Origin of the sequence: Nonomuraea harbinensis, from assembly GCF_019396385.1 — a bacterium.
In the GTDB taxonomy this organism is placed as follows: Bacteria; Actinomycetota; Actinomycetes; order Streptosporangiales; family Streptosporangiaceae; genus Nonomuraea; species Nonomuraea ferruginea.
This window is the reverse complement of record NZ_JAHKRN010000090.1, coordinates 1-19994: the sequence shown is the minus strand read 5'-3', so window position 1 is coordinate 19994 and position 19994 is coordinate 1. Positions and strand designations below refer to the sequence as shown.

Here is a 19994-nt window from a genome sequence, read left to right as displayed (position 1 = left end):
GCCGCCGGGCTTCCGGCGGCGGCCGTTTCGTTGTCTCACGATGCGAGATGCTAGGACATCCAACGAGATGCTCGGGTAACCTGGCTGGTGATGCGTCAGGTGCTCGTACTCATTGCCTGCCGCGGCGGGGCCTGTTAGGGCAGGTCGACGACCCGCCGCGGTGAGCGGCGTCGCGTCGGCCGGTAAGCCCCATCGCCCGGTCCGTGACCCGGACTGGCGAGATCAGGCCCGGTCGGGTCCGCGACCGGGGTTCCGACTCACTGCAAGCACACACCCCGCGAAACGAGATGATCACCATGCGCGAGTACGCCGCCGACGAGCACCGTGACGAGGCCGCCGAGGCCCTGCAGACCGCCCTGGACCGCCGCGACAACGGCGGCGCGCCTCAGAACTCCAGCCGGTAGAAGACGGCCGCCCGCCGCATCGCGGGCACCGCTCTCATCAGCCGGGTGGCCAGGCGCAGTCCTCTGGCCGGCCGGTCGTAGCCCGGCAGGTCGAGCGCGCTGATCGCGTCGCGGCAGCGCAGGCGCGGGTGGATCGACTCGAGGTCCCCCGGGCCTCCGACGGCCCAGTGCATCCGCGCCCCGGCCTTGCGCACCGGGCTGTTGAGCACCTGGAGCCGCAGCCCGAACGGGCTCAGGGCGTCGAAGACGAACTCGCCGTGCGGGAAGCGGTCCACGATCCGCCGGAAGAGCTCCCGGCCGCCCGTCTCGTCGAGGTAGTAGACCAGCCCCTCGGCGAGCACGAGCACCGGCCTGCCGGCGGGGACGCGCTCCAGCCAGCCGGTCTCGGTGACCGACGAGCCGATCGTCGTGTATCCGGGACGCCCAGGGAACAGCCTGTCGCGCAGCTCGACGACCTCCGGGAAGTCGACGTCGAACCAGGCGACCTCCGGCGGCGGGTCCATCCGGTGGACCCGGGTGTCGAGGCCGCACCCGAGGTGCAGCACGGTGGCGCCGGGATGGGCGGCGAGGAACTCGGCCGCCCACCGGTCCAGGAACCTGGCCCGGAACGCCACCGCTCCGGCGTTGCGGGGGCTCATGCCTATCTTGGTGAAGTCGTGGTCGATCCGCTCGACCGCCCGCGCGGCCATCGTGTCGTTCAGGATCGGCTCCGGGGAGCGGGCGTCCAGCGCCCGGCCGTACAGGGTGGCGAGGAGCGTGGCCTTCTCGCCGTCGAGACACACCTTCTCGGCAGCCATGACGCCACGGTACGCCCGCGGTGTGAAAGATTTGGGTCAGCAGCACCACCTGTCCACACAATGAGATCAAGTGTTCGTCAGCCGAGACGAGCCGGTAAGGTACGCCCATGGAGTCGCGCAACATCCGCCTGGCCGTCATCCCTGGAGACGGCATCGGCACCGAGGTGGTGGCCGAAGGTCTGAAGGTCCTGGAGGCCGTCGGCACCAAGATCGATGCCACCCATTACGACCTGGGCGCCGCCCGCTACCACCGCACCGGCGAAACGCTGCCCGATGCCGTGCTCGAGGAGCTGCGCGGCTACGACGCCATCCTGCTCGGCGCCGTCGGCGACCCCAGCGTCCCGCCCGGCGTGCTGGAGCGCGACCTGCTGCTCAAGATCCGGTTCGCCTTCGACCACTACGTCAACCTGCGCCCGGTCAAGCTCTTCCCGGGCGTCGAGACGCCGCTGGCCGACACCCCCGTCGAGAACATCGACATGATCGTCGTCCGTGAGGGCACCGAAGGCCTCTACGCCGGCACCGGTGGCGTCATGCGCCGCGGCACCCCGTACGAGATCGCCACCCAGGAGTCGCTCAACACCGCCCACGGCGTCGAGCGGGTCGTGCGCTACGCGTTCGAGAAGGCCCGCTCCCGCCCGCGCAAGAAGCTCACGCTGGTCCACAAGACCAACGTGCTCACCTACGCCGGCGACCTCTGGCAGCGCACCGTCGACCGCGTCGCGGAGGAATACTCCGACGTCACGACCGACTACAGCCACATCGACGCGGCCTCGATGTTCTTCGTCAGCCAGCCCGAGCGGTTCGACGTCGTGGTCACCGACAACCTCTTCGGCGACATCATCACCGACCTCGGCGCCGCCATCGCGGGCGGCATCGGCCTGGCCGCCAGCGGCAACATCAACCCCGAGGGCACCGCGCCGAGCATGTTCGAGCCGGTCCACGGCAGCGCCCCCGACATCGCCGGGCAGGGCAAGGCCGACCCGACCGCCACCATCCTGTCCGTCGCCATGATGCTCGACCACCTCGGCCTGTCCGCCGAGGCCGCCAAGGTCGAGCAGGCCGTCGCCGACGACATCGTCGAGCGCCTGACCGGGTGGAGCAGCCGCACCACCCGCGAGATCGGCGACGACATCACCGAGCGAGTATCGAGCTAGGGCCGCCCCCAGCTCGACGAGCAGCGCCCGGCGGTTCCCCCAGGACCCGCCGGGCGCTTTTTCGTGTCCACCCCGCCCTCCCCTTGCCATTCCAAATGGCGAGACAATAGGAAGTACGGACTGCCCCTGTTTGTGGCAGTGCCGCCCGAAATCGCAGAGAGAAGGACCCAGCGTCATGACCATCGCTCAGAAGCTCAGCTTCGACGTGCAGCTCTCCGGCCACGCTCGCACCGCGGCCGAGCGCGAGCAGGTACTGGCGAACCCCGGATTCGGGCAGGTCTTCACCGACCACATGGTCTCCGTCGACTACACCGAGGGCCAGGGCTGGCACGACGCCCGCCTGGAGCCGTACGCGCCGCTCACCCTCGACCCCGCCACCTCCGTCTTCCACTACGCGCAGGAGCTCTTCGAAGGGCTCAAGGCCTACCGGCAGGTCAACGGCTCGGTGGTGATGTTCCGCCCGTACGCCAACGCCGCCCGGTTCAACCGCTCGGCCACCCGCATGGCCATGCCCGAGCTCCCCGAGGACGCCTTCGTCGAGTCCCTCGAACTCCTCGTCCAGACCGACAGGGACTGGGTGCCCACCACCGAGGGCCACAGCCTCTACCTGCGGCCCTTCATGATCGCCACCCAGGTCGGGCTGGGCGTGAACTGGCCCTCCAAGACGTACCGCTACCTCGCCATCGCCTCGCCCGCGGCGTCCTACTTCTCCGGCGGCGTCAAGCCCGTCTCCGTCTGGCTGTCCACCGAGTACACCCGCGCCGCCCCCGGCGGCACCGGCTTCGCCAAGTGCGGCGGCAACTACGCGGCCGCGTTCGTCGCCCAGCGGCAGGCCGTCGAGAACGGCTGCGACCAGGTGGTCTGGCTGGACGCCGCCGAGCACCGCTACGTCGAGGAGATGGGCGGGATGAACCTGTTCTTCGTCATCGGCGGCAAGCTCGTCACCCCGTCGCTGACCGGCACCCTGCTGCCCGGCATCACCCGCGACTCCATCCTCGCCCTCGCCGCCGACCTCGGTCTTGAGACGGAGGAGCGGCTCATCACCGTCGAGGAGTGGCAGGCCGGGTGCGAGTCCGGCGAGCTGACGGAGGTGTTCGCCTGCGGCACCGCCGCGGTCGTCACCCCCGTCGGCTCGGTCAAGGGCGCCGACCGCGCCTGGACCGTCGGCGACGGGAACGCCGGCGCGGTGACGATGCGCATCCGCGAGGAGCTCATCGGCATCCAGTACGGTTCGCGCCCCGACACCCGCGACTGGATCCACAAGATCGCCTAGCCGCCCGCCGGCATCACGCCTCAGGGTCCGGACGGCGCCTTCCCCGCACGTCCGGGCCCAGCCCGATCGCCGGCAGTATCGCCTGGTCCACCATGTCGGCCAGGTCGGCGTCGCTGGGCGGCGTCCTGGTGTCGATCAGCCGCTTGGTGACGAGCGCCTCCCCGATGTCGGCCACGACCGGGGTGAGGAGCTCGGCGGGGAAGTGGCCGCGCTCGGCGTAGTGGCGCAGCACGGTGTTGGTGAACGTGCCGCCCCGTACGGCGAAGACCCGGTCGACGAGCTCTTCGGAGATCTTGGACGCGCTCACCGGGTCGGTCAGGATCGAGGCGACGGCGTGGCCCGCGGGGCTGAGCATCCAGTCGCGCATGAGCCGGAGCGCCCTGATGAGGTCACCGCGCAGGTCGTCCGCCCCCGGGCTCGGCTCCTCGACCGGATGCGCGTGGTAGAGCGCGTCCAGCAGCACCTCGATCGGATCTGACCAGCGACGGTAGAGGGTCGTGCGGGCGGTCGCCGCCCGTTTGCCGATGCCGTCCATGGTCAGCCGTCCGACGCCGACCTCCATCACCTCTTCGATCACCGCGGCGTGGATGGCCGCGATCAGCTCCTCGCCCCGCCGCCGCGTTCGGCTGTTGTTCACGGCTGTTCCCTTGGTTGGCTACAGCGGTGTATCTTACCTTTATCCTAAGCTACACTCGTGTATCTAATTCCAGGGGATAGCCATGTCCACCACCGTCATGTCCGCCGACCGGAGGGCCGTGCCGCTCGCCCGCCGGTCCCTGGCCCCCGACCTCGCCCGAGGTCTCATGCTCCTGCTCATCGCGGTGGCGCACGCACACATGTACCTGTCCGGTCACCCGGTCGGGTTCCGCGGCTACACGCTGGACGGAAGCGCCCTCGACCGGCTGGTGGCCGGGATCCAGATCCTCCTCGTGGACGGGCGGGCGCTGCCGATGTTCGCCGCCCTCTTCGGCTACGGCCTGGTGCAGCTCGCGAGCCGGCAGCTCGCCGCCGGTCGCGCATGGCCGGACGTGCGGCGGGTGCTGCGCGCCCGCAGCCTGTGGCTCCTGGCGTTCGGGTTCTGCCACGCCCTCCTGCTGTTCTTCGGCGACATCCTGGGCGCGTACGGCCTGGTCGGCCTGGTGCTCGTGGGCTTCATCCGGCGCGGCGACCGCGCCCTGCTGTGGGCCGCCGGCCTCACGACCGTCCTGCACGTCGCGGTCCTCGCCCTGTTCGGGCTGCTCACCGTGAGCGCCGACAAGGGCGACTCGATCGCCGGCATGGGCGACCCGGCGGAGGCCCTCATGATGCGGGTCGTCGGCTGGTCCGGGATGACGCCCACGTACTTCGCCGCGAGCGTCGTGCCCGCTTTCCTGCTCGGCATCTGGGCGGCCCGCCGCCGCGTGCTGGAGGAGCCGTGGGCGCACCGGACGCTGCTCCTCCGGACCGGCGTCGTGGGCACCGCGATCGCGGTCGCCGGTGGCGTGCCGCTCATGCTCGTCGACACCCGGCTCTGGGCGCCCTCGGACGCGATCGGCGTGTCCGCGTACGCCCTGCACAGCGTCAGCGGCATCGCCGGCGGTCTCGCGTACGCCGCGCTGATAGGACTCGCCGTGGCCGGTGGAGCCCGCCGCGCCGCGCCGGGACCGGTGGCCAGGGCGCTGGCCGCGTGCGGTCAGTGGTCGCTGACGTGCTACCTGCTCCAGTCCGTGGTCTTCACCGTGGTCTTCGTGCCGTACCTGGGCGGGCTCGGCACCCGCGTCGGCGACGCGGCCGCCTCCGCCGTGGCCGTGCTCACCTGGCTGGCCACCGTGGTGCTGGCGGCGTCGATGTCCCGTACGGGCCGGCGCGGACCGGCCGAGACGTTGCTGCGCCGCCTGACCTACCGCCGCGCGGGCTGAGGGTCAGAGGTTGAGCAGGCAGGTCGTGTCGATCGCGCAGTCCCACGGGTGGGGCAGCGTCAGGGGAGCGCCGGCCGGCTCCACCGTCTCGCGTCCGTAGCCGCTCGGCGCCGGGTCGCTGTGGAGCTTGAGCAGGCGCTGGAACGGGTCGACCACCAGGTAGAGCGGCACCCCGGCCGGGGCGTAGCCCATCGGCTTGATCACGTGGTCGTCGTAGGCGTTGCCGGCCGAGACCACGTCGACCAGGAGCAGAGTGCTGGCGCCGTGGACGGCCTCGTCGGTCTCCATGACCGGCTCCTGCGGGACGATCGTCAGGTCGGGGACGTACCGGTCGGCCTCGTCGCCGAGGTGGACGGTGATGTTCGGCCAGATCTCCCAGCCCCGCCCGGCGACCACGGGCGCGAGCTGGGCGATCAGCTGGGCGATGATGGTGTTGTGCTGCCAGGTGCCGGGCTCGTTGACCACGATGCGGCCGTTGACCAGCTCGATGCGGAGCTCCGGGAAGACGTCCCGCACGGTGCGGTAGCGCTCTTCGACAGGCCTGATCATGTCTCCGCTCCTGGCTCTCGGTGATCGATGCGCGACAGAGCGTAATATCTCGTGGTCGCGGCGGCGCGGGAAACGGCAAAGAGCAGGTCAAGTGACGGCGGCCAGGCGGCGGCGCAGGTGGGCGCGCTCGGGCTCGGTGCCCGCCAGGTCGAGCGCCTCACGGTAGGCGGCCGCGGCCTCGGGGAGCCGGCCGAGGCGCTGCAGCAGGTCGGCTCTGGCCATCGGATAGGGCGCGTAGGCGCGCAGCCGGGGCTCGCCCGCCAGCGCGTCGAGCAGCGCCAGGCCGGCCTCGGGGCCGTCGCGCAGCGCCACCGCCGCGGCCCTGTTCAGCTCGACGACCGGTGAGGGCGCGAGCGCGAGCAGGACATCGTAGAGCGCGACGATCTGCGGCCAGTCGGTGGTCGCGACGTCCGCGGCCTCGTCGTGCAGCGCGGCGATCGCGGCCTGCACCCCGTACGGGCCGGGCGGGCCGCCGGCCAGCGCGGCGGGCACCAGCCGCAGGCCCTCCTCGATCATCGCGCGGTCCCAGCGGCCCCGGTCCTGCTCGTCCAGCAGGACGAGCTCGCCGCCGGGCCCGGTGCGGGCGTCGCGCCGGGCGTGGATCAGCAGCATCAGCCCGAGCAGGCCCGCGACCTCCCGCTCCGCGGGCAGCAGGCGGCGCAGGATCCGCGCCAGCCGGATGGCCTCCTCGGCGAGGTCGAGCCGTTGCAGGTCGGGTCCGGCGCTGGCCGCGTACCCCTCGGTGAAGATCGAGTAGATGACCTGGAGCACCCCGGGAAGCCGCGCGGGCAGCTCGTCGGGGCCGGGGGCGCGGAACGGGATGCGGGCCTCACGGATCTTCTTCTTGGCCCGTACGATCCGCTTGGCCATCGTGGCCTCCGGCACCAGGAAGGCGCGCGCGACCTCCGGCGTGGCCAGCCCGCCGAGACAGCGCAGCGTCAGCGCCCCGCGGTCGTCGGCGTTCAGCGCCGGGTGGGCGCAGGTGAAGAACAGCTGCAGCCGCTCGTCGGGCAGCTCGTCGCCCGCGCCGGCGGGCGAGGGCGCCGCCCGGTCGGCCTCCACCTGCAGCAGGGCCAGCCGGGAGGCGTACGTCCTGTCACGCCGCAGCCGGTCGACCGCCCGGCGCCGGGCGGTGGTCATCAGCCACGCGCCCGGCTTGGGCGGCACGCCGTCGACCGGCCAGCGCACCAGCGCCGCCTCGATCGCGTCCGACGTGACCTCCTCGGCCAGGTCCAGGTCGCCGAAGCGGCGCACCAGGGCGGCGAGCAGCCGGCCGCGCTCCTCCCGGAAGACCGCCTCCACGTTCTCCGCGTACGGGCCGGTCATGACGGTCAGCCCTCGAAGTCGGCGATCGGCCGCACCACCACCGAGCCGCCGCCGGTGGCGCCCGGGCAGCGGGCCGCCCAGTCGAGCGCCACGTCCAGGTCGGGGACGTCGATCACGTAGTAGCCGCCGAGGACCTCGCGGGTCTCGGCGAACGGCCCGTCGGTGATGGCCCGCTCGCCCTTCGCGTCGACCCGCACGGTCGTCGCGGTGGTCAGGTCGGCCAGCGAGTGGCCGGCCACGAAGATCCCCGCCTCCTGAACGGCCTTGTCGTAGGCCATCCAGTCCTCGAAGGACGCCTCACAGCCCTCCTGCGCCTGGTCGGTCCCGGCGCTGTTGATCAGCAGCATGTACTTCATGGTTCTGGCTCCTTCTGCCGTGCTTGTGCCATGTCGACGAACGGGACCCCGCCCGATGGACACGAGGCCGGCAGGATTTTTCCTCAGGCCGGCGTGACCCGCTTGCGGATCAGGGTCAGCCCGTCCGCGACCGGCAGGATGACCACGGTCACCCGGGGGTCCTCGCGCACCAGCGCGTTGAACTCGCGCATGTTCACCGTAGCCGGGTCATTCTTACCGGGGTCGGCCACGTGCCCCGACCACAGCGTGTTGTCCACCATGATCAGCCCGCCCGGGCGCAGCTTGCCGACGAGCAGTTCGTAGTACGCGGGATACCGCGGTTTGTCGGCGTCCAGGAACGCCAGGTCGATCGGCTCGGTGAAGTCCCGCAGCGACTCCAGCGCCGGCCCCAGCGTCAGCGTGACCCGGTCGGCGACCCCGCCCTTCTCCCAGTACCGGCGGGCGACGGCCGTCCACTCCTCGCTCACGTCGAAGCAGTGCAGCGTGCCGCCGGACAGCCCGCGGGCGATGCAGAGCGAGGAGTACCCGGTGAACGTGCCCACCTCGACGGCCACCTCAGGCGCCACGAGCTGGGTGATCATCGTCAGGAGCGTGCCCTGGTCGGCCGAGATCTGCATGCCCGCGTGGTCGCCGGTGGCCGCGACGGTCTCCGCGGCCAGCTCCTCCAGCAGCGGGTCGGGCGGCGTGGAGTGGTCGAGGATGTACCGGGCCATGGCCTGGTCGAGGAGAAATGCCTTCATGAGGGTGATTCTGGCCTGGTGTGGCCGGATAACACCTATGTTCCCAGTTCCGATAGGGTCGCGGCGATCGGCGGACGAGAGCGGGCGGGGATGAACAAGAGGGTGGCGGCCATCGTGGCCGCCGTTGCGGTGCTGGCCGTGATGGGATTCGTGACGCTGGTCCAGTCGGGGCCGTCCTCCGACGGCGTGCGGCTGATGCGGCAGGCCGACGGGTCCATGGTGCTGGCCGACCGCGGCGGGCAGGCGCCGGTGCTGGTCCTGTACGAGGACTTCGAATGCCCCGTCTGCAGAGAGCTGCACTCCCGGGTCGACGACACGATCGAACGCCTGGCCAGGGAGGGCAAGGTCAAGGTCGTCTACCATCCCGTCACGATCTTCCGGGACGAGCCGTCGCGGTCGAACTCCATCAGGGCCGCCGCGGCCGCCCGGTGCGTCCCCGAGTCGAGCTGGCTGGCCTTCCGGGACGAGCTGTACGCGATGCAGCCGGTGCCGCACGGCGTGGCCACCGGGTTCACCGTCGAGGAGCTGGTGGCCGCCGCGCGCAAGGCCGGCGCCGCCTCCGCCGAGTCGTGCGTCAACTCCCAGGCGTACGCGGAGGCGCACCTGCGCGACACCGCAGGCATCCGCGTCGAGGGCACGCCGACCCTGGTGCTCGACGGCCGGGTGATGGGCAACGAGGCGTTCGACCCGGCCGCGCTGGAGAAGGCCATCACGGGCGGTGACGGGGTAACCGTCTGACCAAATCTCGTCCGTACTGTGAGATCGATGTCCCGGGCACTGGATTCGTATGGCAGACTCTTGAGCACCATGTTCTACGGTCTGCTCATTATCGGCAGGCGCGCTGGCTAACGCAGGGACACCGCCAGCGCGCAGACCTCTCACGTCCGTGAGGGGTCTTTTTGTTTTCCTCCACTCTCAGAAAGAGAATCCATGGCCGACGACCGGTTCCACGTCTATGACACGACGCTGCGTGACGGCGCACAGCAGGAAGGCCTCAACCTCACGGTGGCCGACAAGCTCGCTGTCGCGCGCCACCTGGACGGGCTGGGCGTCGGCTTCATCGAAGGAGGGTGGCCCGGCGCCAACCCCAAGGACACCGAGTTCTTCAGGCGCGCTCGAACAGAGCTCGACCTGAGGCACGCGCAGCTAGCCGCGTTCGGCGCGACCCGCCGGGCAGGTGTGAAGGCGGCCGACGACCCCCTGGTCGCCGCTCTGCGCGAATCCGGCGCGCCGGTCGTGACCCTTGTCGCCAAGAGTCACGACCGGCACGTGGAGCTGGCCCTCCGCACGACTCTCCAGGAGAACCTCGCGATGATCCGCGACACGGTCTCTCACCTTCGTGCGGAGGGTCAGCGCGTCTTCCTTGACGCCGAGCACTTCTTCGACGGCTACAAGTCCAACCCAGCCTACGCGCTGGAGGTCGTCAGGACCGCCGCCGAGGCCGGGGCGGACGTGATCGCCCTGTGCGACACCAACGGCGGCATGCTCCCCGACGAGCTGGCCGAGATCGTCCACGGCGCCGTCCAGACCAGCGCCAGGGTCGGCATCCACTGCCACGACGACACCGGCTGCGCGGTCGCCAACACGCTGGCCGCGGTCAAGGCCGGCGCCACCCACGTGCAGGGCTGCGCCAACGGCTACGGCGAGCGCTCCGGCAACGCCAACCTGTTCACGGTGGTCGCCAACCTGCAGCTCAAGCGCGGGTTCGAGCTGGTGCCGCCGCAGGCGCTGGCCGACATGACCCGCATCGCGCACGCGATCACCGAGGTCACCAACGTCACCCCCAACTCGCACGCCCCGTACGTCGGCGCCTCGGCGTTCGCCCACAAGGCCGGCCTGCACGCCAGCGCCATCAAGGTCGACCCGAACCTCTACCAGCACATCGACCCCGCCGAGGTCGGCAACGACATGCGCATGCTGGTCTCCGACATGGCGGGGCGCGCGTCCGTCGAGCTGAAGGGCCGCGAGCTGGGCTACGAGCTCACCCCCGGCAACACCAAGGAGCTGGTCGACCGGGTCAAGGACCTGGAGTCCAAGGGCTTCACCTTCGAGGCCGCCGACGCCTCGTTCGAGCTGCTGCTGCGCGACACCGTCCACGGCGAGCGCAGGCGCCACTTCGAGGTCGAGTCCTGGCGCGTCATCGTCGAGCACACCAAGGGCGGCGAGCTGGTCAGCGAGGCCACGGTCAAGCTGCACGCCAAGGGCGAGCGGATCGTCGCCACCGGCGAGGGCAACGGCCCGGTCAACGCCCTCGACAAGGCGGTCCGGCTGGCGCTGGAGAAGCTCTACCCCGACCTGGCCAAGGTGGAGCTGGTCGACTACAAGGTGCGCATCCTCGAAGGCACCCACGGAACCGGCGCCATCACCCGCGTGCTCATCACCTCCAGCGACGACACCACCGGGTGGTCCACGGTCGGCGTCGGCCAGAACATCATCGACGCCTCCTGGCAGGCGCTGGAGCAGGCGGTCACGTACGGCCTGCTCCGCGCCGGACACGAGTGCTGAGCGCCTGAACCGTTGGAGGGGCGTCCTTGTGGCGCCCCTCCAACCCTGCGCGTGGAGGAGAAAGCCCCAGAGCGCGGCGGCTACCCGGGCACTCAGCCTCGCAGGCGCGCCAGCGCCGTGCGGACGCGCTCCTTGGCGCGCTCGCGGCCGAGCACCTCGATCGACTCGAACAGCGGCAGACCGACCGTCCGGCCGGTGACCGCCACCCGCACCGGGGCCTGCGCCTTGCCCAGCTTGAGGCCGTTGGCGGCGCCGACCTCCTCCAGCGCCTCCTTGAGCGACTCCGGGTCCCAGCTCACGGTGTCGAGCCGGTCGAGGTAGCCGCTCAGGATCTCCTCGGGGGAGTTCTTCATCGCCTTGTCCCAGGAGGCCTGGTCGAACACCGGCTCCTCCAGGAACAGGAAGTCGACGTTCTGCCGGATCTCCGACAGCACCCCGACCCGGGTCTGCGCCAGCGGGGCGACCTTGCTGAACAGCTCGCGGTCCCAGGACGGCTCCAGGTAGGGCAGGCAGCGCTCCTCGAACGTCTCCAGCGGCAGCGCCCTGATGTACTCGCCGTTGAAGGCGCGCAGCTTCTTCTCGTCGAAGAACGCGCTGGAGGAGTTGACGTCCTCAAGCCGGAACAGCGGCACCATCTCCGACCACGGCATGATCTCGCGGTCGTCCCCCGGACCCCAGCCGAGCAGCATGAGGTAGTTGACCATGGCCTCGGCGAGGTAGCCCTCGGCGCGGTAGTCCTCCAGCGCGACCTTGTCGCGGCGCTTGGACAGCTTCTTGCGCTGCTCGTTGACGATCACCGGCAGGTGGGCCCAGACCGGCGGGGTGGCGCCCAGCGCCGGCCACAGCAGCTCCTGCTTGGCGGCGTTGCCGAGGTGCTCCTCGCCGCGCACCACGTGGGTGATGCCCTGGGTGATGTCGTCGACCGCGTTGGCCAGCACGTAAAGAGGCGAGCCGTCGGTGCGGGCGATGACGAAGTCTTCCTGCGCCTCGTTGGGGAACTCCACGTTGCCCCTGATGAGGTCTGCGACCACGGTCACCCCCTCGTCGGGGGTGCGGAAGCGCACCGCGCCCGCGGTCAGCCCGCGCTCGCGGCAGTGGCCGTCGTAGCCGCGGTGCTCGGAGCCGGTGCGGGCGACGAGCCGCTCGCGGGTGCAGTCGCAGTAGTAGGCCTTGCCGTCGGCCAGCAGCTTGGCCACCGCCTCGCGGTGCTGCGGCTCGAACGCCGACTGGAAGTAGGGGCCCTCGAACGCCGGGTTGGTGCCGTTGACGCCGATCCAGTCGAGGGCGGAGATGATGCCCTCGGTCCACTCGGGCCGGTTGCGCGAGGCGTCGGTGTCTTCGACGCGCAGCACGAACCGGCCGCCGGACTGCTCGGCCAGCGCCCAGTTGTACAGGGCCGTGCGGGCGCCGCCCACGTGGAACATGCCGGTCGGGGACGGGGCGAAGCGCACCCGTAGATCAGTCACGAGCAACCACCTTGTTCGTCAGAGTGCCGATGCCTTCGATGCCGACGCTGACCTCGTCGTCTATCTCCAGCGGGCCCACGCCCGCGGGCGTGCCGGTCAGGATGACGTCGCCGGGGATCAGTGTCATGACGGCGCTGACGTAGGCGACGAGCGCGGGGATGTCGTGGATGAGCTGGCTGGTGCGGCCGCTCTGCCGGATGTCGCCGTTGACCGACGTGGTGAGCGCCAGGTCGGACGCGTCGAGGTCGGTCTGGATCCACGGCCCGAGCGGGCAGAAGGTGTCGAAGCCCTTGGCCCGGGTGAACTGCACGTCCTTCTTCTGCAGGTCGCGGGCGGTGACGTCGTTGGCGCACGTGTAGCCGAAGATGACGTCCTTGGCCCGCTCGACCGGCACCTCGCGGCACAGCCTGCCGATCACCACGGCCAGCTCGCCCTCGTAGTCGACGCGGTGGGACAGCGACGTCGGGTAGGCGATCGACTCGCCGTGGCCGATCACCGAGGTGGACGGCTTGATGAAGATCAGCGGCTCGTCGGGCACCTCGTTGCCCATCTCGCGGGCGTGCTCGGCGTAGTTGCGGCCGATCGCCACGACCTTGCTCGGCAGCATCGGGGCGAGCAGCTTCACCTGCGACAGGGGGAACCGCTCGCCGGTGAACTGGACCTGGTTGAACGGATGACCGGCGACGGCGGACACCATCTCCTCACCGGGGCCGCCCTCGACCACGCCGAACGCCACGCCTTCGCCTGCGGAGAACCTCGCTATACGCACCTGACAAGGCTATCGCCGACACCGGCGGGGTCCGGACGATTAACCGGCGGGGCCCGCCCGGCGAGCGGGCCGCCGCCGTGATTTGCTTGTCGGGCAAGCACCGGAACGTCTTGGAGGAGCTCCCGTGTCCGTGGTGAAGATCAACGTGCTGACTGTCCCCGCCGAGATGCGCGAGACGCTGGAGAAGCGTTTCTCCAACCGGGCCGGGCTGGTGGAGTCGGCCGACGGCTTCGAGTGGTTCGAGCTGCTCCGCCCGGTCGAGGGCACCGACCAGTACCTCGTCTACACCCGCTGGCGCAGCGAGGAGGACTTCCAGCGCTGGCAGGAGAGCCAGGACTTCCAGCGCGGCCACGCCGAGGCCGCCGCCGAGCGCGGCGGCCAGGGACACGGCCACGGGCAGGGACACGGCCACGGGCAGGGCCCGGCCGCGTCGGGTTCCCAGGTGTGGACGTTCGAGGTGATCCAGCACGCGGCGCCGGCGTCCTGACGCCCGCGTCTCAGAGGCGGTCCAGCGGGTTGGCGGCGATCCGGTCGAGCACGCCGCCGCGCAGGAAGGCTCCCGCGATGCTCGACGGCTTGCGCCGCCCCTGCTCGGCGATGCACCCGGCGAACTCCTGGGCCAGGTCCAGCCTCGGATGGCGGCGCAGCACCTCCTCGCGCACGCCCGGCGGGATGTCGTCGGTGCGCCGGCCCGAGATGTCCATGCCGGTCGACAGCTCCAGCAGGTGACCCTCCGGGTCGCTGTCCACCGGCACCTCGTCCCACATGTGGCGGACGATCACCTCGGCGGCGCGCACCCGCCGCTCCTCGGGCCATCCGGCACCCGCCGTGACCGCCCAGGCCAGATGGCCGCCCGCCTCCTCGAACGGCACCGCGTGACTGTCGAACTCCGGCGTCAGGCCCATGTCGTGCAGCATCGCGGACACGTACAGGAGTTCGGCGTCGAACGCGATGCCGTTCGCCTGCCCGTAGGCGGCGGCGAACAGGTAGGCCCTGATCGAGTGGTTCATCAGGGAAGGCGTGTGGTACTTGGCGGCGATCTCCCTGGCGGCGTGGCACACGGGGGTGTCGGGAAGCACGATGTCGTCATATCTCATGAGATCAGCATGGCCGACCCGGATGGGGAGCGCATCGGGCGGCTAACGATCGCGCACCCGACTTGACCTTGTTATCCGGATTCGGCCAGCATGTTTCACCCTCACCTCTTTGGCCCGAAAGGAATCGGCGTGCGCCGCCTCGCGATCCCTCTTGCTCTCACGCTCGTCCTCGGCGCTGCTGGGAGCCCGGCGCAGGCGGACACCCCCGTCAAGCGCACCGCCGAGTGCCAGGGTGACTGGCTGCCCGGCACGCCGACGGCCGCGGACGTGATGCAGGGTGAGATCTCCCTGGTCGGCCTGCCCGCCTACAAGCTGGGCAAGAAGATCGACTGGAACGCGAGCCCGTACCGGAACCGCTCGTGGGAATACGTCTACCACTCGCTGCGCTGGATGGGCACCCTCGTCGTCGAGTACGAGAACACCGGCGAGAAGCGCTACCTGGACCGCGCCAAGGAGATCACCAAGGACTGGGTGGCCCGCAACAAGCACGGCGCCCGGGGCACCAAGTCCTACGTCTGGACCGACCACCCGGTCTCGCTGCGCACCCAGCCGCTCGTCTGCCTGAGCAGGCACGTGAACGAGAGCTGGCTGAAGGAGAGCCTGACCGTCCACGCCAGGCTGCTGTCCGACCCCCGGCTCTACAAGAAGGGCCACAACCACGGCATCGACCAGGACATCGCGCTCATGGCCATCGGCTGCCGCTACCACCGCAAGGACTGGTCCGACCTGGCCTCCAGGCGGCTGACCGGCACCGTGAAGCTGGACGTCGACTCCCAGGGCGCGCTGATGGAGCAGGCCCCCCGCTACGCCGTCTACGTGTACGGGCGACTCCAGGTCGCGATGACGAACATGCGCGCGTGCGGCCGCAAGGTGCCCGGCGAGATCGGCAAGCGGGCCGAGGCGCTGAAGGACTTCATCGCCCACTCCACCCAGCCGAACGGCTTCATGGTGCCCATCGGCGACGGCAGCGCCGAGACCGAGCCCAAGATGGAGACGGGCACGCCGAAGGAGAAGGTCCGCACCTACCGGGCCGGTTACGCCTACGGCCGCACCGACTGGGACAAGCGCGACTCGGCGTACTACTCGATCAGGTACGGCCCCGGCATGAAGTACCACGGCCACGAGGACCACCTGGGCGTCACCTACTACGCCCAGGGCCGTGACGTGCTCGTCGACGCCGGCTTCCACTCCTACGAGAAGACCTCGTACCGCTACTGGACGCTCTCCCCCGAGGCGCACAACGTGCCGACCGTGGTGGGCCAGCGGTTCCGGCCGCGCACCGCCAGCAAGCTCGTCAAGACCAGCTACGGCAAGGACCGCCAGTCGTTCAGGCTGTCCGACCAGGCCTACGGCGTCACCCGCACCCGGTCCGTGTTCGTCAGCCACGGCGAGGACGTGATGGCGGTGCACGACACCGCGTCCGGCGGCAAGAAGATCCGCAACCTGTGGCGGTTCGACGACGAGCTGAAGCTGATCTCGAACAAGGGCGGCCGGGTCGTGCTCGGCGACGGCTCGTTCAAGGTCACGCTGGTGCAGCTCTCCTCCTGCCGGCCGGTGGGCGGGCAGAAGGTGGAGCGGGGCGGCAGGCTCGGCTGGATGTCGCCGACCTACCTGTCCAAGCAGCGCACCAACGTCGTGGTCTCGCCCGCGGCGAAGGAACTGCTGACGATCGTGGTGCCCGGCACGGACGACCCGAAGGTGTCGTGCGCGGGCGGGAAGGTCAAGGTCAACGGCGTGACCTTCCCGGCGAAGGTGCTCTGACCGCTCCGCCGGCGCATCGCGGAACCGAACCTTCCGCATTGATCCGTACGGTCGCTCCCATGACCTTCCTCATCACCGGAGCCACCGGATCCGTCGGCCGCCACGTCGTCGACGAGCTGCTCAGGATGGGAGCGCCCGTGCGGGCGCTCACCCGCGACCCCGCCGGGGCCGGCCTGCCGGCGGGCGTGCAGGTCGTCCGCGGCGACCTCGCGCGCCCCGAGACGCTCGTCCCCGCGCTGCGCGGGGTGACCGGCGTGCACCTCATCGACGTCGGCGGGCCGGACTACGCGCCGCAGCCGCACGGCAAGGAGGTCGTGGAGCTGGTCCGCGAGGCCGGGGTGCGCAAGGTCACCCTGCTCAGCGGCTGGTCCACCGGCACCCTGGAGGCCGCGGTGACCGGCAGCGACCTCGACTGGACGTACGTGCAGCCGACCGAGTTCATGGTCAACGCCATGGCCTGGGCCGATTCGGTGCGGACGGCAGGCGTGGTCGAGGAGCCGTTCGGGGCCACGAAGACGGCGATGGTCCACGAGGCCGACATCGGCGCGGTGATCGCGACCGTGCTCACCGGCGACGGGCACGCCGGCCACTCCTACGGGCTCACCGGGCCGGAGTTGCTGGACATGCCCGCCAAGGTGCGCATCCTGGGCGAGGCCATCGGACGCGAGATCGCGTACGTGGAGCTCGGCGTGGCGGAGATGCGCGAACGCTACCGGGCGCGGGGCGTGCCGGAGGAGCTGATCGCCTTTCAGGTCGAGGCGTTCGACGTGCCCGACGGCGTCTACCAGGTCACCGACACCGTCCAGGCGGTCACCGGCCGCCCGCCGCGCACGTTCGCGCAGTGGGCGGCCGAGCACGCCGAGGCGTTCCTGTGAGGCCCTAGACCAGGCCGCGCCGCTCCAGCAGCGGGCCGATGCCCGGCTCGCGGCCGCGGAAGGCGCGGAAGGACGCCAGCGGGTCGACGCTGCCGCCCCGCGACAGCAGCTCCCGCCGGAAGTGGTCGCCGTTCGCCCGCTTGAGCCCGCCGTTCTCCTTGAACCACTCCACGCTCTCGGCGTCCAGCACCTCGCTCCAGATGTAGGAGTAGTAGCCGGCGCTGTAGCCGCCCGAGAAGATGTGCATGAAGTAGCTGGTCCGGTAGCGCGGCGGGACGGGCGGGAAGGCGATCCCGGCGGCCTCCAGCGCCGCCTGCTCGAACGCCTCGGCGTCGGGGACCTCCTGGCCCGGCGCCAGCCTGTGCCAGGCCCAGTCGAGCAGCGTGGCCGCGAGATACTCGACCGTCCTGAAGCCCTGGTTGAACCTCTCCGCCGCCTTCAGCTTCTCCACCAGCTCGGCCGGCATCGGCTCGCCGGTCTCGTGGTGGCGGGCGTAGCTGGCCAGGATCTCCGGCCAGGTCACCCACATCTCGTTGACCTGCGACGGATACTCCACGAAGTCGCGCGGCACGCTCGTGCCGGACACCCGGGGGAACCGCACCGCGCTGAACAGCCCGTGCAGCGCGTGCCCGAACTCGTGGAAGGCCGTGTTCACCTCGTCGTACGACAGCAGCGTCGGCCCCTCGGCCGGCTTGGTGATGTTGAGGTTGTTCATCACCACCGGCTTCTCCCCGAACAGGAACGACTGGTCGACCAGGTTGTTCATCCACGCCCCGCCGCGCTTGCCCGGCCTGGCGTACGGGTCGAGCAGGAACAGGCCGAGGGCGGAGCCGTCCTCGTCGAACACCTCGAAGACCCGCACGTCCTCGTGGTAGCCCGACAGGTCGGGCCGCTCGGTGAAGGTCACCCCGTAGAGCCGCGTCGCCGCCTCGAACACCCCGTCGCGGAAGACCCGGCCCAGCTCGAAGTAGGGGCGCATGGCGTCGGCGTCGAAGTCGTAGCGGGCCCGCCGCACCTTCTCCGCGTAGTAGGACCAGTCCCACGGCTCGATCGGGAACCCGGCCTGCCCGGCCAGCGCCTCGGCCTCCGCCTTGGCGTTGCGCACTGCCGGCCCGACGAGCTGGCCCAGCATCTCCTCGACCGCCGCCACGGTCTTGGCCGTCTGGTCGGCGACCACGTACGAGGCGTGGTCGGGGAAGCCGAGCAGCGCGGCGCGCTCGGCGCGCAGGGTGGCCATCCGGACGGCGAGCCCGAAGTTGACCGGCGCGCGGCCGACGCTCAGCTCGAACAGCCTCCTGCGCACGCCGCGGTCGGTGAGCTGGGCCAGGGCGGGCTGGTTGGTGATGTTGAGCAGCGGCAGCACGTAGCGGCCGTCCTTCTCCAGCGACCTGATCGCGGCCTCGTCCAGCCCGTCGAGCTCCGCGGCGTCGTCGACCACCAGCGCCGACTCGGTCGACGCCTTCAGCAGGTTCTGCGAGAACTCGGTCGACAGCCTGGACAGCTCCTCGTTGAGCCCGCGCAGCCGCTCCTGCTCGGGCTCGGTCAGGTCGGCGCCTGCCCTGATGAAGTCCTCGCGGTACTTCTCCAGCAGCCACGCCTGCTCGGGGTCGTCCGTCGTCACCCGCTTGATGCGGGCCCACAGCGCCCGGTTGAGCCGGATCGCGTCACTGTGGCGGGTCAGCTCGGGGGAGACGCGCTTCTCGATCTCCATGAGGGTGTCGGAGGTGTTGGACGCGGCCACGCTGAAGAACACCGTGGCCGTGCGGTCGAGGATCCGGCCGGAGCGCTCCAGCGCGGCGATCGTGTTGTCGAACGTGGGCGGCTCGTCGCTGCCGGCGATCGCCTCCACCTCGGCCAGGTGCTCGGCCATCCCCCGCTCGAACGCGGGCAGGTAGTGCTCCTCGCGGATCTCGTCGAAGGGCGGCAGCCGGTAGGGCAGGCTGCTCGGGGCGAAGAACGGGTTCTCGGCCAACTCTGGGGCTCCTCCACGTGGGGTTCGTCCCCCTCAGCTTGGCACGCCTCCAAGGGAGTGGCGGATTCGTTTTGGCCTTACCCCCTCGGCTGGGCTATTCTTTCGGACATCGCCGAGCGCGCTCCGAAGGAGCTCGTGAGCGGTGGGGTATGGTGTAATTGGCAGCACGACTGATTCTGGTTCAGTTAGTCTAGGTTCGAGTCCTGGTACCCCAGCACGTGACGGATGTCTGATAAGGCATCCGTTTTCTTGTTTTATGGAAGAGTTTCGGATCCGGCACCGGGCTTTCGGCGCCTTCGTCGCACCCTTCGTGCTCCCGCTCCTGCTGTTCCTCCCCGTCACCACCGCTCTGGGCGGCATCCTCACCGGCGACGGGCCCCTGGGCCTGCTCATCGGGATCATCGCCACCGCCGCGCTCACCGGCGTGCTGGTGTCCAGATACCGCCGCATGGTCCGCGGCACCGTCGTCCAGGTGCGCGCCGGGGCCATGCGGAGCGTCGGCCTGGTCGGCTGGGGCGAGCGCGAGGTGCCGCTGCGCGTCCCCGGCTGGATGCGCGCCCATCTGGCCCGGGTGCCGGTCGACCCGGACACCGGCCTGCAGTGGCTCGGCATCCCCCTGGGAGTCGTGCTGGCCACTGGACCCGGCCTGGGAGAACGGGCGGATGGGGGAGTGGGTGCGCCACCACAGGCCCGATCTGCTGGCCTCATAGTGGTTTGGAGTGCTCCTCGGGGTGCGGTAGAGTTACGTCCGTTGCCGGGGAGGTCCCCGGCACACCGCTTGCGGACAGGGTCCCGTCGTCTAGTGGCCCAGGACGCCGCCCTCTCAAGGCGGTAGCGCCGGTTCGAATCCGGTCGGGACTACCACTGTCGCAAGCTCACGAAGGTCCCGTCGTCTAGTGGCCCAGGACGCCGCCCTCTCAAGGCGGTAGCGCCGGTTCGAATCCGGTCGGGACTACCACCTTTCATGAAGACCCGGTCTGCCGACCGGGTCTTTTCGCATTTCGGGGCATATGCCAGAAAACGCCGCCTGCCCTGTTGCTTGGGCAGGCGGC

The 19994-nt window shown here is 70.5% G+C and carries 19 protein-coding genes and 3 tRNA genes; 11 read left to right on the top strand and 11 right to left on the bottom strand.

Annotation, left to right across the window (positions count from 1 at the left end; translation table 11 throughout):
* Positions 1–385: 385 nt before the first annotated feature.
* A complete protein-coding gene (locus KME79_RS43345) occupies positions 386–1201 on the bottom strand; it encodes a class I SAM-dependent methyltransferase (protein WP_219552345.1) in 816 nt (271 codons plus the stop codon).
* Positions 1202–1308: 107 nt separating this feature from the next.
* On the opposite strand from KME79_RS43345, the gene KME79_RS43340 reads away from it, so the two are divergent.
* Complete coding sequence (locus KME79_RS43340; protein ID WP_148029485.1) at positions 1309–2355, top strand: 3-isopropylmalate dehydrogenase; 1047 nt, start codon at positions 1309–1311, stop codon at positions 2353–2355.
* Between the two features lie 175 nt (positions 2356–2530).
* The gene (locus KME79_RS43335) at positions 2531–3628 is read left to right on the top strand and encodes a branched-chain amino acid aminotransferase (protein WP_148029486.1); all 1098 of its coding nucleotides are present in this window, start codon (positions 2531–2533) and stop codon (positions 3626–3628) included.
* Between the two features lie 13 nt (positions 3629–3641).
* Here the strand turns inward: KME79_RS43335 and KME79_RS43330 are convergent, their stop codons facing one another.
* On the bottom strand, positions 3642–4265 hold the full coding sequence (locus KME79_RS43330; RefSeq protein WP_219552343.1) for a TetR/AcrR family transcriptional regulator: 624 nt from the start codon (positions 4263–4265) through the stop codon (positions 3642–3644).
* Positions 4266–4347: 82 nt separating this feature from the next.
* Here KME79_RS43330 and KME79_RS43325 point away from each other — a divergent pair, with 82 nt between their 5' ends.
* Positions 4348–5526 carry a DUF418 domain-containing protein gene (locus KME79_RS43325; protein ID WP_219552341.1) on the top strand — a complete coding sequence of 393 codons (1179 nt, stop codon included), beginning with the start codon at positions 4348–4350 and terminating at the stop codon, positions 5524–5526.
* A 3-nt stretch (positions 5527–5529) separates the two neighbouring features.
* Here the strand turns inward: KME79_RS43325 and KME79_RS43320 are convergent, their stop codons facing one another.
* The 4 genes from KME79_RS43320 to KME79_RS43305 form a co-directional block, all read right to left on the bottom strand.
* Positions 5530–6075, bottom strand: coding sequence for a Uma2 family endonuclease (locus KME79_RS43320; protein ID WP_219552339.1), 546 nt, complete (start codon positions 6073–6075; stop codon positions 5530–5532).
* An 87-nt stretch (positions 6076–6162) separates the two neighbouring features.
* Positions 6163–7401, bottom strand: a complete 1239-nt coding sequence (locus KME79_RS43315) for an RNA polymerase sigma factor (protein ID WP_219552337.1) — start codon at positions 7399–7401, stop codon at positions 6163–6165.
* Positions 7402–7406: 5 nt separating this feature from the next.
* Complete coding sequence (locus KME79_RS43310) at positions 7407–7757, bottom strand: YciI family protein (protein ID WP_148029491.1); 351 nt, start codon at positions 7755–7757, stop codon at positions 7407–7409.
* An 83-nt stretch (positions 7758–7840) separates the two neighbouring features.
* Positions 7841–8497 (bottom strand): O-methyltransferase, encoded by a 657-nt coding sequence (locus tag KME79_RS43305; RefSeq protein ID WP_219552335.1) that lies wholly within the window; start codon positions 8495–8497, stop codon positions 7841–7843.
* Positions 8498–8587: 90 nt separating this feature from the next.
* Here KME79_RS43305 and KME79_RS43300 point away from each other — a divergent pair, with 90 nt between their 5' ends.
* The gene (locus KME79_RS43300) at positions 8588–9235 is read left to right on the top strand and encodes a DsbA family protein (RefSeq protein WP_148029493.1); all 648 of its coding nucleotides are present in this window, start codon (positions 8588–8590) and stop codon (positions 9233–9235) included.
* Positions 9236–9427: 192 nt separating this feature from the next.
* A complete protein-coding gene (gene cimA / locus KME79_RS43295) occupies positions 9428–11002 on the top strand; it encodes a citramalate synthase (protein ID WP_219552333.1) in 1575 nt (524 codons plus the stop codon).
* Positions 11003–11094: 92 nt separating this feature from the next.
* On the opposite strand, the gene gltX is transcribed toward cimA, so the two are convergent.
* Together gltX and KME79_RS43285 are read right to left on the bottom strand one after the other, a co-directional pair.
* Positions 11095–12468 carry a glutamate--tRNA ligase gene (gltX, locus tag KME79_RS43290; RefSeq protein ID WP_219552331.1) on the bottom strand — a complete coding sequence of 458 codons (1374 nt, stop codon included), beginning with the start codon at positions 12466–12468 and terminating at the stop codon, positions 11095–11097.
* Positions 12461–13237, bottom strand: coding sequence for a fumarylacetoacetate hydrolase family protein (locus tag KME79_RS43285; protein WP_219552330.1), 777 nt, complete (start codon positions 13235–13237; stop codon positions 12461–12463). The genes gltX and KME79_RS43285 overlap by 8 nt, the downstream gene beginning before the upstream one ends.
* 124 nt (positions 13238–13361) lie before the next feature.
* Here KME79_RS43285 and KME79_RS43280 point away from each other — a divergent pair, with 124 nt between their 5' ends.
* Positions 13362–13724 (top strand): antibiotic biosynthesis monooxygenase family protein, encoded by a 363-nt coding sequence (locus KME79_RS43280; protein ID WP_219552328.1) that lies wholly within the window; start codon positions 13362–13364, stop codon positions 13722–13724.
* 10 nt (positions 13725–13734) lie between these two features.
* Here the strand turns inward: KME79_RS43280 and KME79_RS43275 are convergent, their stop codons facing one another.
* Positions 13735–14334: an HD domain-containing protein gene (locus KME79_RS43275; RefSeq protein WP_148029498.1), complete on the bottom strand. Its 600-nt coding sequence runs from the start codon at positions 14332–14334 to the stop codon at positions 13735–13737.
* Between the two features lie 129 nt (positions 14335–14463).
* On the opposite strand from KME79_RS43275, the gene KME79_RS43270 reads away from it, so the two are divergent.
* On the top strand, positions 14464–16095 hold the full coding sequence (locus KME79_RS43270) for a heparinase II/III domain-containing protein (protein ID WP_308249266.1): 1632 nt from the start codon (positions 14464–14466) through the stop codon (positions 16093–16095).
* 59 nt (positions 16096–16154) lie between these two features.
* Positions 16155–16970, top strand: a complete 816-nt coding sequence (locus KME79_RS43265) for an NAD(P)H-binding protein (RefSeq protein WP_219552324.1) — start codon at positions 16155–16157, stop codon at positions 16968–16970.
* Between the two features lie 4 nt (positions 16971–16974).
* Here the strand turns inward: KME79_RS43265 and KME79_RS43260 are convergent, their stop codons facing one another.
* A complete protein-coding gene (locus KME79_RS43260) occupies positions 16975–18942 on the bottom strand; it encodes a M3 family metallopeptidase (protein WP_219552322.1) in 1968 nt (655 codons plus the stop codon).
* A gap of 143 nt (positions 18943–19085) precedes the next feature.
* On the opposite strand from KME79_RS43260, the gene KME79_RS43255 reads away from it, so the two are divergent.
* Positions 19086–19157, top strand: a tRNA-Gln gene (locus KME79_RS43255).
* Here KME79_RS43255 and KME79_RS43250 read toward each other — a convergent pair.
* Positions 19133–19504, bottom strand: a complete 372-nt coding sequence (locus KME79_RS43250) for a hypothetical protein (protein ID WP_219552320.1) — start codon at positions 19502–19504, stop codon at positions 19133–19135. The genes KME79_RS43255 and KME79_RS43250 overlap by 25 nt on opposite strands.
* Before the next feature lie 226 nt (positions 19505–19730).
* Between KME79_RS43250 and KME79_RS43245 the strand changes: the two genes are divergently transcribed.
* Together KME79_RS43245 and KME79_RS43240 are read left to right on the top strand one after the other, a co-directional pair.
* A tRNA-Glu gene (locus tag KME79_RS43245) sits at positions 19731–19806 on the top strand.
* A gap of 18 nt (positions 19807–19824) precedes the next feature.
* A tRNA-Glu gene (locus KME79_RS43240) sits at positions 19825–19900 on the top strand.
* The last annotated feature ends 94 nt before the right edge of the window (positions 19901–19994 follow it).

Excerpts from the sequence above, each read along its gene's own strand:
- KME79_RS43325 (WP_219552341.1), top strand. The coding sequence starts at position 4,348 with ATGTCCACCACCGTCATGTCCGCCGACCGGAGGGCCGTGCCGCTCGCC.
- KME79_RS43250 (WP_219552320.1), bottom strand. The coding sequence starts at position 19,504 with ATGGGCGCGCATCCAGCCGGGGACGCGCAGCGGCACCTCGCGCTCGCC.
- KME79_RS43340 (WP_148029485.1), top strand. The coding sequence starts at position 1,309 with ATGGAGTCGCGCAACATCCGCCTGGCCGTCATCCCTGGAGACGGCATC.
- KME79_RS43300 (WP_148029493.1), top strand. The coding sequence starts at position 8,588 with ATGAACAAGAGGGTGGCGGCCATCGTGGCCGCCGTTGCGGTGCTGGCC.
- cimA (WP_219552333.1), top strand. The coding sequence starts at position 9,428 with ATGGCCGACGACCGGTTCCACGTCTATGACACGACGCTGCGTGACGGC.
- KME79_RS43305 (WP_219552335.1), bottom strand. The coding sequence starts at position 8,497 with ATGAAGGCATTTCTCCTCGACCAGGCCATGGCCCGGTACATCCTCGAC.
- KME79_RS43265 (WP_219552324.1), top strand. The coding sequence starts at position 16,155 with ATGACCTTCCTCATCACCGGAGCCACCGGATCCGTCGGCCGCCACGTC.
- KME79_RS43320 (WP_219552339.1), bottom strand. The coding sequence starts at position 6,075 with ATGATCAGGCCTGTCGAAGAGCGCTACCGCACCGTGCGGGACGTCTTC.
- KME79_RS43335 (WP_148029486.1), top strand. The coding sequence starts at position 2,531 with ATGACCATCGCTCAGAAGCTCAGCTTCGACGTGCAGCTCTCCGGCCAC.
- KME79_RS43345 (WP_219552345.1), bottom strand. The coding sequence starts at position 1,201 with ATGGCTGCCGAGAAGGTGTGTCTCGACGGCGAGAAGGCCACGCTCCTC.
- KME79_RS43310 (WP_148029491.1), bottom strand. The coding sequence starts at position 7,757 with ATGAAGTACATGCTGCTGATCAACAGCGCCGGGACCGACCAGGCGCAG.
- KME79_RS43275 (WP_148029498.1), bottom strand. The coding sequence starts at position 14,334 with ATGAGATATGACGACATCGTGCTTCCCGACACCCCCGTGTGCCACGCC.
- KME79_RS43315 (WP_219552337.1), bottom strand. The coding sequence starts at position 7,401 with ATGACCGGCCCGTACGCGGAGAACGTGGAGGCGGTCTTCCGGGAGGAG.